Here is a 15,141-nt window from a genome sequence, read left to right on the forward strand (position 1 = left end):
TCTTTCGCGTTTTTAAGCCTATACCAAAGGGTTGATCGAATTTTATAAACTATACGAAAATTAAAAAAGACAATAAAATTTTCAAAGAAAACCGATTAATAAGTGTAAATTAAATCCATAAATTTAATGCGATTAAAAATGTTGAGCAAAGTCTAAATCAGCAATTAAATTCATTAAAAAACAAAGGTAAAATCAACAAATTAAGAATTTAATTAAAATTCATTAATATCTAAAAATCAACAACTTAAATAATTTTACATACATTAAAAATTTACAAAAATTAACACTTGCAAATTTCATAAAACTAAATATTTTAGCAAATAATTTAGATGAACTTAAAAATATCAAACAAAAAATTAATTATCAAGTACTTAGCATCAATAAGTTTAAGTATTACTTCGCTATCTGTTTCTGGTCAGATTTTCAGCACTGCGCAAAACCCACTTAGTGTAAAATGGAACTATATTTATTCTGGTGGCTTTAAAATCATCTACCCACAAGAACTGGAGAAAGAAGCGCAAAGAATGGCTAATACCCTACCCTTCATTTACCCCAAAGTAGGACTCAGTTTAAGGCAACAAAAAACGGCCATCCCCCTCCTTCTCCAGAACCGCGGAACCATTGCAAATGGCTTTGTACAGCTTGCTCCTAAGAAGTCTGAATTCTATGCTACCCCACCTCAATTTTTCGATAGTCAGGATTGGCTTAACAACCTTGCGGTACACGAGCTTAGACACATTGCTCAGTTTGACAAATTGACAGAAACGCAAGCACATCCCTTTCCTGAGCTGGTTTACTTCGCTTACTTTGGTGCGGGTATTCCTACCTGGTTTTTCGAGGGCGATGCAGTAGTTAACGAAACTGCTTTGACCAATTCGGGCAGAGGGAGGCAGCCCAATTGGATCATGCCATACCGGGCCTCAATTTTAGAAGGCAGAAAAATCTCTTACAGTAAAGCTTATTTTGGTTCGAACAAAGACGTCACACCTGGCTACTATCAAACCGGATATTTAATGGTATCGGATATGAAAGAAAAATATGGACAGTTCATTTCCGACAGTATACTTACCGACATTAGAAAAAGACCGCTAAGACTTTATCCCTTTTCGCAGAGCTTAAAAAAGTTCACGAAGCAAAACTCCAGAACCTACTTTCTTTCTACCCAAAACAAACTTGCTCAGGAATGGAAAATGCAACAAGAAAAATCAGTTACAGAAAGTTATGAAAGCTTAAACAAAAAAACAGATTTATCAACCGATTATTTCCTTCCTGTAAGGCTAAATAAAAACCAGATTTTAGCACTAAAAGAAAGTAAGACAGATGCCAGATATTTCGTAATTATTAATGAAGATAAATCTGAGCAAAAATTATTCGGAATCGGTTACCAGGAACAGCCTTGGTTTAGCTTAAAAAACGGCCTGTTGGTCTGGGATGAAATCCGCTACGATCCAAGGTATAAACAACGGAGTTATAGCGTAATCTGCTCCTATAATTTGAAGAGCAAAAAATTTAAGAAACTAAGCAGCAAAAGCAGACTTTTTTCTCCCAGCTTATCAAATGATGGCAAAAGAATCATTGCTTCAAGAGTAGAACTAAATAACCAGTTTAATCTGGTCGAACTGGATGCAAGCACAGGGAAAATTTTAAAGACTTATCCAAATCCTGAAAACGAAATTCTGCAAACACCGTCATTCGATCAATCAGGAAATAAAATTGCCTACATCGGCGTAACGGAAAAAGGAAAAAGCTTATGGCTGGTAGATGGAGAAAAAAAATCAGCATTGATTTCTAACAGTCGTCAACAGCTTAGCCGCCCGGTTTTTATTCATGATAAAATTGTTTTTAATGCACATTTCAATGGCATCGGTAACATTTACCTAATTGATCCAATTTCGAAAAAAATCACCGCATTAAGCGCGTCTAAATACGGTGCTTTTAACCCTACCGAAAGCTCGGATGGAAAAATCATTTTTAATGATTACAAAATCAACGGTTACGAAATTGCCGAAGTTACTGCTACAGAAAAACCAGTAGGCGAAAATAATTTCATCGATTTTTCTGCTGCAGCAGAAAAGCAGGAAAACGTTGGTAATGTTTTCAAAAATATTCCAGATAGCATCTACCTGTCTAAGCGATATCGCACAGCATTAAATCTTTTCAGTATACATAGCATTATTCCTGTTATAGACGACGAGTACGTTTTTGGCCTGCAACTGGAATCGAACAATTTATTGAACACGATGGACTTCTATACAGGTACTAAATACCACAGAGATTTAAAGCGTTTTGAATACACCGCGGATATTAGCTATAAAGCACTTTACCCTGTATTAAGCATCTTATATCGGAACAGACCTAAACGAACGTTCTACCGCGCTAAAAATACGGTACAGCAAGGCGATTGGCGGGAGAACTATATCAAACTCAATGCATCTCTTCCCTTATCATTTAACGCGCGCAATAACAACTATGCTTTTACGCTCAATACGGCAACCAGTTTTACACAAAGGTACATGCCAGAAAATATGCCAGCGGGCTTTATCCAGGAGCTTAAATTTCCGATGGAATACAATTTCACTTTCAACCACAGTGTGCGCACTACTGAAAGAGATATTGCACCCAGATGGGCGCAGGTGTTCAGGGCAACCTACAATCACCAGCCCTTTGATAAAAATTTAAAAGGAGAAATTTTAGCACTGGAGAGTTTTTTTTATTTCCCAGGACTTGCAAAAAACCATTCCTTCCTGGCCAGCTTCAATTATCAAAAAGCAAGCGGGGTAAACCAGTATGCAACGGAGATTGCAACCGTTTATGGATACAACAATATTTTAGCTAAAAGCAAACTACAGAACAGTCTGCTTTTAAATTATCGTTTCCCATTTGCTTTTCCCGATTGGGAATTGGGTCCGCTGGCGTATGTCAGAAATTTTAGGGCAGGCTTATTTTGCCATTACGAGAATATCGGCAAAGGCACAACCTTTAATGATCCGAAAACATATGGGGTAGAATTGAACACAAGTGTAAACATTTTACGCTATCAACCTGTTGTAGATTTAGGAGCGAGATTGGTTTTTGTTAACCAGATTTACAATCAAAATCCGATATTAGAGTTTTCATTTAATTATAGCTTCTAAAACCATGAGCGCAAAAACAATTTCCATTATTATTTTAACCGCATTGCTGACCATATTTTTGATGGTAAATACTGAAGCTGTAGATTTCAATTTTCTGGTTACCACGGTTCCGGTATCTAAACTTTTGGTTATTGGTGTTTGCATTATCATTGGTTTTATTATCGGCTTTGTAGTGGGCAGACCAAGAAAAACAGTAAGTAGCTATGATGATGAGGTCGAAAGGAACCAACCTACAATAGAAAAGAAAAACACCTTAAGCGACGAGGACAGAGATTACATTAGTTAGAGCCCTTGGTCTGTGTCTCATAGACCATCAAGTTTTTTTGAAGTACAGCCTTTGCGTACAGCTAACTTTAGTAAGGTTCAATAAAAATATTTTGAAAAGCAAAACCTGCACTCCGGTCAATTGTTGGCCGGGCTTTCCGCTAAATCTTTTAAAATACTCCTGTCATGCTGAGGTACGAAGCATCTGTTTTATCGGTTACGGATGCTTCTTACCTCAGCATGACAAGCAAAACGGAAGCAAGTGCTAATTTTAAAAGGATATCGCTACAATCCCGTTTAGGTGGATTGGCAACTGCTGCTATTTGAGGGAGTAATAGCAAAGTGCAAAAATATTTCTTTACTTAATTTAGTGCCGACATTATTTCGCCATAGAGGAGTCCACTTCCCCCGCCATAGTGCTGGATAATTTTTAATTCTGGTTTAAGCCCGGTTAGTTTTGCTCTTAATACTTTTTCACATATTGCATCAATGCCGTTTCCCAAGAGTACCAAATCTATTTCATTTGTTTGGCAAATCTCAATAGCTTCATCATCTGTGCATACACAGATCCCTTTCCACTCTGGCCTAGCATTTAACAGGCGATTCATTACTATCGTAATTTCAGCATCCCTTCCGATATAAAGTATGGTAGTTTGCATAGTTCTTTACATAAATAAACCTCGCAGTTTTTAGAACCTGCGAGGTTTGGTTAAATCATTTTAGTTCAATTCCATCGGAACATCCATCAATAAAACCTCTGCATCTGCAGTGTTAGCTTTAAAACTGATGCTATCTGTATCCCAGACACCTAATCCATCTCTTTTGTTCAGCACTTGTCCGTTTATGGTTACTTCACCACTAATTACGAAAGCATAAACACCGTTTCCTGCTTTTTTGATTTTGTATTCAGTTTCAAATCCGGCATCGAATTTACCTAAAGAGAACCAGGCATCCTGGTGAATCCATACGCCAGCATCATCGGCATTTGGCGATAAAATCTGCTGGAAGTTATTGTGCCTTACACCAACATCCAATGTTTGCTGATCGTAACGTGGTGTAACGTTTTTCTTGTTAGGGAATAACCAGATCTGCAATAAATTTAATTGCTCGTCTGCATTTGCATTAAACTCGCTATGGCTCACACCAGTTCCGGCACTCATTACCTGGATTTCTCCATTTTTAATTACGGCCGAATTCCCCATACTATCTTTGTGTGCAATTGCACCAGCCAATGGAATGGTAATAATTTCCATGTTATCATGTGGGTGAGCACCAAAGCCCATTCCACCATCAATCAAGTCATCATTTAAAACCCTCAAAACTCCGAAGTGCATCCTTTCCGGATTGTAGTAATTTGCAAAACTGAATGAATGGTGTGCATTTAACCAGCCATGATTAGCATGACCTCGGGTGTTTTCTTTGTGCAAAATGAACTGTGACATAAATTTCCTTTCTTATTTATAATACAAATTTACAGCAGTGATGTTTAGCAGGCATTGATGTAAGGTAAGAAAGTGCTGTATGGCATGGAAGCAAAGAGCGATGGGTAGAACACGTCTGGCGCCGATTTAACTAAGCATTGAGCTTTACAAATATGCTGTCTCGGTTAAGCTATCTAATACATCTACAGCATTGAAAGACTTTAACCATTAATTGAGAGGCATATATTTAAATCATTAACATAATCAATCCTTAACATGGTTTCAGTTTTAAGTTTATATATGCCCTTTAAACTTGTGCTGATTTAACCAGAACAATCAGTCCTATCAAACCATGCAAAAAAACATCATCCGGATGCTAATTGCCTCCTGCCTATTTACACTTTCATGCAGAAAAGCCACGGGTATTGAAGAAGAACCGGGCACAATAAATCAAAACAAAAATATGCTGATGGCTACCTCAGCAGTAAGCGCGGCCACAAGTGTAAATGCCTATACTAATACTTCTGCTTACATTAATGTAGGTTTTACCTTTCTAAACCCAATACAGCTGGATAAAAACCGCCAGGCCATTGGCGGAAGTTCTTACACCGAAGTATATGGCTTTAACGTACCGGAAGAAAACAGGGTAAGGGGGATTAGGTGGAATGAAGATGATGAAACCACTTCTATCTGGCGCCCACAGGGTATTGCAGGTTTCTCCAGGAACGGTGTGCGTTATTTGCTGGTAAGCTGGTATGCCAAAGATGCAGCTAAGAGTAAAGGATCAAGGATTAGCCTTATCGACATTAGTCCAAGTTCGAGTACTTATTTAACTTATAGACATATTTTACTCGTACAGCCTACCCTACCAACCGGAACGTTAGATTATACACAATACGGTTCGTATGCACCACTAAATGTACATGCAGGTGGAATCGCTTATTTTAATGGTAAAATTTATTTAAGCAGCACAAGTTTAGGCTTAAGGGTATTCGATTTAGATAAAATTATCGAAGTAAACTCTGGAACAGGCACCGAAAATAAATGTGGCAAAGATGCCAACGGCAACCTTTATGCTTTTAATTACAGGTATATCCTTCCACAGATAGGTTATTATAAAATCAATGATGCAAGTCCGTTTTCTACAGTACAGGTAAATTACGAAAACAACCAACTATGGACGGGCCAGTATTATGCTGGCAGTGCCGATGCCTCAATTGTACCCAAAATATTTGGATTTCCAATTAACAACTCTGGAGAACTTCAAAATTCGGGTATACAAACCGTTATCCCTAAAAACAGTCTGTTTGCTTCCGATCATGCACATGGCATACAAGGCGTTTTCAGAAAAGGCAACAGAACCTGGCTCTCCTGCACGGGATCACCCAGCGAATCATACGGATCTACCGCCCGTTTGGCAAGGTATACCGATGGCGACACCAATACGGTAAGATACAGGTGGCCTTATGGCTCCGAATCCTTATATCTTGAAACGCAATATGGATACTTATGGAGTTTAACAGAATTTGAACCAAACGCTGGTGCCAATAATGGAAGTCAGGTTAACCGTTGCATATTCGCAGTTGATTTCTCGAAATACGAGTAGAAACCTTAATCAAATAAAGAGAGGCTGTATCATACTTGTTAGTCCTATCTAAATTTGCAATATTCAATAAGGTCGTCATTTCAACTTAAGGGCAGTCCGGAATATTCGGGAGAGAAATCTTTTATCATAGCTAAAGATTTCTCCCCTAATGTCGAAATGATATCATGCTTTAAGCCAAAGCCTGCTCAATATCTGCTAAAATATCGTTGATATGTTCTAAACCGATGGATAAACGGATAGATCCCTGTTCGATCCCTACTTCATTACGTTGTGCTTCGGTAAGTTTGCTGTGCGTACTTGTAGCCGGGTGTGTTGCTATAGAGCGGGTATCGGCCAGATTTGCAGAGATCGAAAATAGCTGCAAACCGTCCATAAATTTACGCGCAGCATCTATACCACCTTCAACCACAATGGTTACAATGCCTCCACCCTGTTTCATTTGCTTTTTAGCGATATCATATTGAGGGTGCGATGGTAAAAACGGATATTTAACCAATTTAATTTTTGGGTGCTTTTCTAAATACTCCGCAACTTTTAAAGCATTTTCGCAATGGCGGTCCATACGAATGGCCAATGTTTCTAAACTTTTTGATAATATCCATGCATTGAAAGGCGATAATGCCGGTCCACTGTGGCGGGCAAAGCCGATTACATCTGCAATCAGTTCTTTAGCACCTAAAATAATCCCTCCCAATACACGACCTTGTCCATCGATATATTTGGTAGCTGAATGGATAGAAATGTGTGCGCCAAATTTAATGGGTTGTTGCAGATATGGTGTGGCAAAGCAGTTATCTACAACCAGCAAAATCTGATGTTTTTTGGCCAGGTTACCCAAAAATTCAAGATCAATGATATCAATCCCGGGATTAGATGGTGTTTCAACAAAAATCATTTTAGTATTAGGCTTAATCAAAGCCTCCCAATCCTGTGGTTTGTCTAAATCGGCATAATCGAAAGTCACCCCCCAATTGGAAAAAACATTGGTTAGCAACTGGTGCGTAGAACCAAAAACAGAACGGCTTGATACCAAATGGTCGCCACTTTTCAGAAACGCGCCAAAGGTGGTAAAAATTGCGGCCATACCAGTTGCAGTGGCAAAACCATCTTCCGCACCTTCCAAAAGGCACATTTTTTCGATAAACTCTGAAGTATTTGGATTTGAATAACGGCTATAAACATTCCCCTCCTTTTCATTGGCAAACAGTGCACGCATCTCTTCAGCATCATCAAACTTATAACTAGAAGTAAGGTAAATAGGAGATGAATGCTCTTTATGTAAACTGCGTTCGGTTTGAGTGCGTATAGCTATGGTTTCAAAATTTTCGGATTTCATTGTATTGTTTTTAGTATCAAGTTCTGAGTAGCAAGTATCGAGAGTAGGGTATCAAGATTTAAGTATCAAGAATATCTTTCCGTCTCGCTACTTGTTACTTTATACTTCTCTATTTTATCCTCCCAGCCTTGTTATTTATTTATTTTATAAGTAAAATTAATTGTGGCTGAACGGCCTAAAATATTCGATACTGAGCAATATTTATCGAAAGTCATAGCTAATGCACGCTCCACCTTATGGATGCTTAAGTCGCCGAATAAATCGAAGTGTATATCAATTACATCAAAAATCGGGGGCATTTCTTCCTCTTTACGCGTAGCATTAATGGCAATTTTAATATCGTTTAACGGTTCTTTTTGTTTAGTAAGCACATTTACCATATCAATACCACTGCAGCCACCCAAACCGATTAGAAGCATCTCCATTGGCCTGAAACCTTTTCCCTCACCACCAATGGCAGCTTTTGCATCCAACTCTACAGTAAAACCACTCTCGTTTTCTGCTTCAAAATTAAATTTACCGCTCTTGCGGATCAGATTTATGTTCATATTAATCGTATCGAGATGTCAGATTTGAGATATTAGATATGAGACATTTCAAACGCCTTAAACCCTCTATCTTCCAACCTTCTACCGTAATTTAAATTTATTATTTAATCCCCTAACATTTTGCTATTCGAACACCATGCGCCATGCGCTCAGCTTAAATACCATAAAATACTAAGTTATTTTCTTCCAGTTCGTGCAATTTAACCGGATGGTCGAAAATTGCAAAAACCGACGAACCGCTACCACTCATTAAAGCGAATGTTGCGCCTGCATCATATAAACTGGTTTTTATTTGATGAATTTGGGGATACTTTGCGAATACCGATAGTTCGAAATCGTTGATAACCTTATTTTTCCATGTTGTTGGACACAAATGTATAATTTCTTTTAACGATTGCAAAGGTTTTTGCGGTTTTACATGTGTATAAGCATCGGCCGTACTAACATGTACAGGCGGTTTTACCAAAACTTTATACCAGGCTGACAGATCTATTTCGCACTTTTCAAATTCGTCGCCTTTATTAAATGCGTAAACTGGTTTATTTTCGATAAAGAATGCACAGTCGGCTCCTAACTGGCGGGCATAATCCTCCATTTTCTCAACAGACATCCCCAAACTGAATTTATTATTTAACAGTTTGATCAGAAAAGCACAATCTGCTGATCCCCCACCCAAACCTGCGCCTACCGGAATATTTTTCAATAAACTAATTTGCTGTGCGGGAATATCATAATCCCTTTTCACTAACTGATAAGCCTTAAAACAAAGGTTATCATTCGGATCACCGGGAATATCAATGCCATGAATTTTGCAAGAGGTTACTTCCGCATCGGTAATCTCAACCGAATCCTTAATATTGATGGGATAAAAAACGGTTTCGAGGTTGTGATAACCATCAGCGCGTTTTTCGGTGATATTTAAGCCTAAATTTATTTTTGCGTTGGGAAAAGATAGCATTTTAGTCCTGAGTCGTGAGTCTTAAGTCCTGAGTCCATGGTGCCGAAACCAGCAACCGTCTCATGTTGCAAACATACAAATTTTATGCATGTCGCGGCTTCACGCCGTGACTACACGCCGGAATTAAACATCCGGATGGCACGCCATAATTTCCCCAACGGATGTTAACAATTAGACAATAAAATGATTCCCAACACCTGATAAATTTTAGATATTTGTAAATTATCAGAACAGTATGAAACAATATTTAGATTTAATGCAGCATGTGCTGGATCATGGCGCTCAAAAGCACGACCGTACCGGTACCGGAACCATAAGCGTTTTTGGCTATCAGATGCGTTTTAACCTCCAAGAGGGTTTTCCGATGATAACCACAAAGAAACTGCATTTAAAATCTATTATCCACGAACTGATCTGGTTTTTAAGTGGCGAAACCAACATTAAATACCTTAAAGACAATGGCGTGCGTATCTGGGATGAATGGGCTGATGAAAACGGCAATCTAGGTCCTGTTTACGGCTCGCAATGGAGAAGCTGGCCAACACCAGACGGGCAGCATATCGATCAGATTACAAATATGATCAATACGATCAAAAATAATCCAGATTCGCGCAGAATTATAGTTTCTGCATGGAACGTGGCTGAAATCGAAAATATGGCTTTGCCCCCTTGTCATGCATTTTTTCAATTCTATGTGGCTGATGGGAAATTAAGTTGCCAATTATATCAACGCAGCGCCGATATTTTCCTTGGCGTACCTTTTAATATTGCATCATATGCGCTACTCACTATGATGGTGGCACAGGTTTGCAATTTAGAAGCCGGAGATTTCATTCATACCCTTGGCGATGCCCATTTATACAATAACCATATTGAACAGGCCAATCTTCAATTAAGTCGCGAACCGAAACCACTTCCAACCATGAAAATCAATCCAGAGGTAAAAAGCATTTTTGATTTTAAATTTGAGGATTTTACATTGGAGGACTACGAAGCGCATCCGCATATTAAAGGTATTGTTGCTGTTTAACAGAATTAGTATATTTGTATATGGAAACTTTTTCAATCAGTGTACCAGAAAAAAAAAGCAGTTTAGTTAAACAGCTCTTAAAAGAGTTGGGTGTTATCATTAATACCGATACTGAGAAAAAACCGAATAAAATAACAATTGCGTCAATGAAAAAAACAAGCAAGGGTGAAGAATTGACAAAATCATCTAGTCATTTGGATTTGATGCAAAAGCTTAACTTTTAATATTTATGTACGATATATCTTTTTCAAATCAATTTAAAAAAGATTATAAACGCTGCATAAAACGTAATTACGACATTTCTCTTCTAGAGGCAGTTCTTAAAACCTTAAGAGAAAATGGGAAACTGCCTCGAAAATACAAACCTCATATTTTAAGTGGGGATTATGATGGATTTTGGGAGTGCCATATAAAAGGGGATTGGTTAATGACCTGGCTTCAGGACGACATTAAAAAAGAAATCTACCTTGATAGGTTGGGAACTCATTCTGATCTATTTTAAAATACTTCACAATTCACCGTTACTAATGAATAATATTTCCATCGCCGTAGCCGTAGGCGAGAACCTCGCAATCGGCAAAAACAATCAGCTTTTATGGCACATGCCTGCCGATTTAAAGTTTTTTAAGCAAACTACATCTGGCCACACGATTGTAATGGGGCGCAAAACCTTTGATTCTGTTGGCAGACCATTGCCAAACCGCAGGAACATTGTGATTACAAGAGATACCGAATTAAAAATTGAAGGCGTTGAAGTGGTAAATAGCTTAGATGAAGCTTTAGCAATCACCCAAAAAGAAGAAAAACCAGTATTCATTGTGGGCGGAGCGGAGATTTACAGACAGGCATTGCCTAAAACGCAGACGCTTTATTTAACCACTATCCATCATAATTTTGACGCGGACACTTTTTTCCCTGAAATTGACAGGAAAGAATGGAAAGTGATTAGCAGCGAAACACACAAAGCGGATGAAAAAAACAAGTACGATTATACTTTTGAGGTTTTAGAAAGGATTTAACTCCATTTAAACGCAAAGAACTTCGCAAGGAGCGCAAAGTTTATTTTATTTATAAGCTATGTGCTTCTTCCCTCGCCAGCTAAACCCAATGGCAGTGAGCATGAAGCGCAGCGAAATAAAACGGACAGCGGGAATTTTGGGGCCGAAGAAACACAGGTATAGCTTTCCAAAAAAAGCATATTTAACTCTCCCTAAAACTCATATATGAAAAAATGCTTCGTGCCTCAGCATGACGGAGGTTGAAATGTTGAAAAATCAACTGGGAGAAACTTAATCCCAAAAGCTGCTACAATTGCTATCCAAATCAATTCATTCTAAATTTAGCCCGCTGAAATAAATTCTACCTAATGAATATCTAAGGATTATTACCCGATAAAAATTAATCTTAATAAATTATCAATTAAGGGGTTCTATAATTTAAAAATTTAATTAGATTTGCCGACTTGTTAAAAAACAGCGAAAGACAAATTATTTTAAACAAACAATGCAAGGAAAAGGTTTTATTAAGTTTATAGCGATAGTATTGGCTATCGTTTGTGCGTACGCACTTTCTTTTACTTTGGTAGCATCCAAGGTAGAAAAAGACGCAAAAAACGCTGCGAAGGGTGATTTAGCCAAAGAAAAGGCTTACTTAGATTCGATGAGTACCGTAAAAGTTTATCCAGTTGTTGGATTTACTTATCAGGAGGTAAAAGCGAAAGAGATTAATTTGGGTCTGGATTTAAAAGGCGGAATGAACGTAACGATGGAGATATCGTTAGCGGAGTTGGTAAAATCATTGGCAGGGAACCCTACTGATGCTAACTTCAACAAAGCAGTTCAAAACGCACAGATTCAATTAAATGCCGGTGGTAAAGATTACATCAAAATTTTTGTTGATGAATTCGAAAAATTAAGCCCTGGAGTAAAACTTGCAGATTATTTTTCTAATCAGGATAACGCATCTCAGTTAAAACCTAATGCAAGCAATAATGAAGTTGAATCTTTCTTAGAAAAAGAAGCAACCAGCGCTATCGATCGTTCATTTACCGTTTTGCGCTCACGTATTGATGGTTTCGGCGTAGTTAGTCCGAACATGCAAAAACAAGAAGGTAGTAACCGGATCTTAATCGAGATGCCAGGTGTACAAGATAAAGAGCGTATTGCTAAACTTTTACAGGGTTCTGCCGAATTACAGTTCTGGCAAGTATACCAGGTACAAGAAGTTGCACCTTTATTAGAAAACATTAATAAAATTTTAGCAGCAACATTAAAAACTGATGCTCCAGCTGCTAAAGATACAACGGCTGCTCCGGCTGCAGGTGGTAAATTAGCTGGCTTAGAAAAAGCTGCTGCTAAAGATACTACAGCCAAAGGTGGCAAACTTGCAGGCTTAGGTAAAAAAGATTCGAGTGCAGTTAAAGCCGAATTGATTAAATCTAACCCACTTTATGCTGTTCTTAACCTTCCAATTTACCAAGGCGAAAACGGACAACAACAATTAATGCCTGGTGCAGTTGTTGGTATGTCGTTACAAAAAGATACTGCAAAGGTTAATGCTTATTTAAAACTTCCTGAAGTTGCTGCATCTATTCCATCTACGATGAAATTTATGTGGAGCGTTAAACCTAGAGAAGGTTCGAAAATTTTCGAATTATATGCTATTAAAGTGGTTAGTGCAGATGGCAAACCAGATTTAGGTGGTGAAGCGATCAGCGATTCACGTGCTGATTTTGATCAGAAAGGTAAACCAGAAGTAACCATGTACATGACCAGTGAAGGTTCTGCTAAATGGAAAAAAATTACTGCTGAAGCGGCTGCTGATCCAAACAATAAAAAATCTATAGCCATTGTATTGGATAACCAGGTTTATTCTGCTCCTACGGTTCAGAATGAAATTGCTGGTGGTGTCTCATCTATCACCGGTAACTTTACCCAGGCCGATACCAAAGATCTATCTAACATCTTAAAAGCTGGTAAATTACCCGCTCCTGCACGTATTGCAGGTAGTTATGTAGTGGGTCCAACTTTAGGTGCCCAGGCTATTCACGATGGTTTAATCTCATTCGTAATTGCCTTTATCGTTATCTTAATCTTCATGGCGTTGTATTATCACCGTGCAGGTTGGGTGGCTAACTTTGCATTGTTAATCAACTTATTCTTCATCATTGGTATCCTGGTATCACTTGGTGCAGTATTAACCTTACCTGGTATCGCGGGTATCGTATTAACCATTGGTTTGTCGGTAGATGCAAACATCCTTATTTTTGAGCGTGTACGTGAAGAGCTTGCACATGGCAAGAACACGGCCACAGCAATTAAAGAAGGTTTTAAACACGCAATGCCTTCAATTATCGACTCAAACGTTACCTTATTCATTTTAGGTGCTATTCTTTATGTATTTGGTAGCGGTCCGGTTCAAGGTTTCGCAACTACTTTATGTATCGGTATCCTTTCTTCATTGTTTGCAGCTGTAGCCATTTCGAGAGTAGTTTTCGAATCGTTATTAAACCGCAAAATTGAGGTAAGTTTCGATAATAGCTTAACCCGTAATGCATTTAAAAATTTAGCCTTCAACTTTGTTGGCCGTCGTAAAATCTATTACATTATCTCTACCATCATCATTATTGCCGGTATTGGTATGTACTTCAAAAATGGCGGTTTAAACTTAGGTGTAGATTTTAAAGGTGGTAGAACTTATCTGGTTCACTTCGATAAAGCAGTTAACACTGAAGATTTAAAAACCAAGTTAAACCCGGTTTTCGGTAACGAAACACCAGAGGTGAAGACTGCAGGTGAAGATAGCCAGGTAAAAATCACCACGACTTTCCACATCGAAGATCAGGACATTAAAACCGACAAGGTCGTAGAAGATGCTTTGAATAAAGGTTTAGCAGGTGCTAAATATGAAATCGTAAGTTCGCAAAAAGTAACCCCTATCATTGCAAGTGATATTGTAAACGGTGCTTTCTACGCAGTATTGATCTCATGTTTATTCATGTTTATCTACATCGTAGTACGATTCAAAAAATGGCAGTATGGTTTAGGTGCGGTAATCGCATTGTTCCATGATGTGTTAATGGTATTGTCTTTCTACACTATTTTAGATGGTATTATGCCATTCTCATTAGAAATTGGTCAGGATTTTATCGCAGCAATTTTAACGGTAATGGGTTATACCATGACAGAGACAGTTGTTGTATTTGACCGTATCCGTGAGAAATTAAAAGAATCTGGTAAAGAAGATTTACATGGCGAAGCACGTAACAACTTAATCAACTTCGCGTTAAACAGTACCTTAAGCCGTACCATTTTAACCTCATTAACCGTATTCTTCGTATTATTGGTAATCTTCATTTTCGGTGGCGATAGCATCCGTGGGTTTATCTTCGCATTATTGATCGGCCGTATTATTGGTACATACTCATCATTATGTATCTCTACTCCTATCGTAATCGATTTGGGTAGCTCAGCTGAGAAAAAATAAGAGATTAAAATCTTAAAATATATAAGCGCCTCGATTTATCGGGGCGCTTTTTTTTGTGCCAAACCTCGTAGGTTTTAAAAACCTGCGAGGTTTAAAAGACAAAATGCACAAAGCTTTTCATTTATTTTGAAAAGCAAATCCTGTGGTTCTTCGGTTTCGACAATCCTGCTGTCCGTTTTATCCCGATGAAGGATCGGGATGCTCACTACCATCAGGTTTAGTTAACTTAAAATAGTGCTAAGAAACCTATAAAATCCCGCTTCGTCATACCAGCGTTATATCTTCTTTTTTAAGCTCGAATAACTTTAAAAACCTCATCTTTTAAACCTTTTGGCTATCTTTTTGTTAAGTTAGCATTA

The 15,141-nt window shown here is 38.1% G+C and carries 14 protein-coding genes; 9 read left to right on the forward strand and 5 right to left on the reverse strand.

Annotated elements, in window-relative coordinates:
- The first annotated feature begins 329 nt into the window (after positions 1-329).
- The 3 genes from OQX63_RS20720 to OQX63_RS20730 all read left to right on the forward strand — a co-directional run bounded on the left by OQX63_RS20720 (position 330) and on the right by OQX63_RS20730 (position 3,725).
- Positions 330-3,134, forward strand: a complete 2,805-nt coding sequence (locus OQX63_RS20720) for a hypothetical protein (protein WP_265852713.1) — start codon at positions 330-332, stop codon at positions 3,132-3,134.
- A gap of 4 nt (positions 3,135-3,138) precedes the next feature.
- Positions 3,139-3,420, forward strand: a complete 282-nt coding sequence (locus OQX63_RS20725; protein ID WP_265852714.1) for a lipopolysaccharide assembly protein LapA domain-containing protein — start codon at positions 3,139-3,141, stop codon at positions 3,418-3,420.
- 164 nt (positions 3,421-3,584) lie between these two features.
- Entirely contained in the window at positions 3,585-3,725 is a 141-nt protein-coding gene (locus OQX63_RS20730) for a hypothetical protein (RefSeq protein ID WP_265852715.1), read from the forward strand.
- 35 nt (positions 3,726-3,760) lie between these two features.
- Here OQX63_RS20730 and OQX63_RS20735 read toward each other — a convergent pair whose 3' ends face one another.
- Positions 3,761-4,057 (reverse strand): hypothetical protein, encoded by a 297-nt coding sequence (locus tag OQX63_RS20735; protein WP_265852716.1) that lies wholly within the window; start codon positions 4,055-4,057, stop codon positions 3,761-3,763.
- A gap of 60 nt (positions 4,058-4,117) precedes the next feature.
- Positions 4,118-4,840, reverse strand: coding sequence for a pirin family protein (locus OQX63_RS20740; protein WP_265852717.1), 723 nt, complete (start codon positions 4,838-4,840; stop codon positions 4,118-4,120).
- Positions 4,841-5,171: 331 nt separating this feature from the next.
- Between OQX63_RS20740 and OQX63_RS20745 the strand changes: the two genes are divergently transcribed.
- Entirely contained in the window at positions 5,172-6,425 is a 1,254-nt protein-coding gene (locus OQX63_RS20745) for a hypothetical protein (protein WP_265852718.1), read from the forward strand.
- A 169-nt stretch (positions 6,426-6,594) separates the two neighbouring features.
- On the opposite strand, the gene OQX63_RS20750 is transcribed toward OQX63_RS20745, so the two are convergent.
- From OQX63_RS20750 to ispE, 3 genes are all read right to left on the reverse strand, one after another.
- Positions 6,595-7,761, reverse strand: a complete 1,167-nt coding sequence (locus OQX63_RS20750; RefSeq protein ID WP_265852719.1) for a trans-sulfuration enzyme family protein — start codon at positions 7,759-7,761, stop codon at positions 6,595-6,597.
- A gap of 131 nt (positions 7,762-7,892) precedes the next feature.
- Entirely contained in the window at positions 7,893-8,309 is a 417-nt protein-coding gene (locus OQX63_RS20755; RefSeq protein ID WP_265852720.1) for an OsmC family protein, read from the reverse strand.
- Positions 8,310-8,463: 154 nt separating this feature from the next.
- Positions 8,464-9,267, reverse strand: a complete 804-nt coding sequence (gene ispE / locus OQX63_RS20760) for a 4-(cytidine 5'-diphospho)-2-C-methyl-D-erythritol kinase (RefSeq protein WP_265852721.1) — start codon at positions 9,265-9,267, stop codon at positions 8,464-8,466.
- A 235-nt stretch (positions 9,268-9,502) separates the two neighbouring features.
- Between ispE and OQX63_RS20765 the strand changes: the two genes are divergently transcribed.
- From OQX63_RS20765 to secDF, 5 genes are all read left to right on the forward strand, one after another.
- Positions 9,503-10,297 carry a thymidylate synthase gene (locus OQX63_RS20765; RefSeq protein ID WP_265852722.1) on the forward strand — a complete coding sequence of 265 codons (795 nt, stop codon included), beginning with the start codon at positions 9,503-9,505 and terminating at the stop codon, positions 10,295-10,297.
- 20 nt (positions 10,298-10,317) lie between these two features.
- A complete protein-coding gene (locus tag OQX63_RS20770) occupies positions 10,318-10,521 on the forward strand; it encodes a hypothetical protein (protein ID WP_265852723.1) in 204 nt (67 codons plus the stop codon).
- A 5-nt stretch (positions 10,522-10,526) separates the two neighbouring features.
- Positions 10,527-10,799 carry a type II toxin-antitoxin system YafQ family toxin gene (locus OQX63_RS20775; RefSeq protein ID WP_265852724.1) on the forward strand — a complete coding sequence of 91 codons (273 nt, stop codon included), beginning with the start codon at positions 10,527-10,529 and terminating at the stop codon, positions 10,797-10,799.
- 25 nt (positions 10,800-10,824) lie between these two features.
- Positions 10,825-11,316 (forward strand): dihydrofolate reductase, encoded by a 492-nt coding sequence (locus OQX63_RS20780; RefSeq protein WP_265852725.1) that lies wholly within the window; start codon positions 10,825-10,827, stop codon positions 11,314-11,316.
- 484 nt (positions 11,317-11,800) lie between these two features.
- Positions 11,801-14,782 (forward strand): protein translocase subunit SecDF, encoded by a 2,982-nt coding sequence (gene secDF / locus OQX63_RS20785; RefSeq protein WP_265852726.1) that lies wholly within the window; start codon positions 11,801-11,803, stop codon positions 14,780-14,782.
- Positions 14,783-15,141: the final 359 nt, after the last annotated feature.

It is taken from the genome of Pedobacter sp. PF22-3 (genome assembly GCF_026239555.1).
Taxonomy (GTDB): Bacteria; Bacteroidota; Bacteroidia; order Sphingobacteriales; family Sphingobacteriaceae; genus Pedobacter.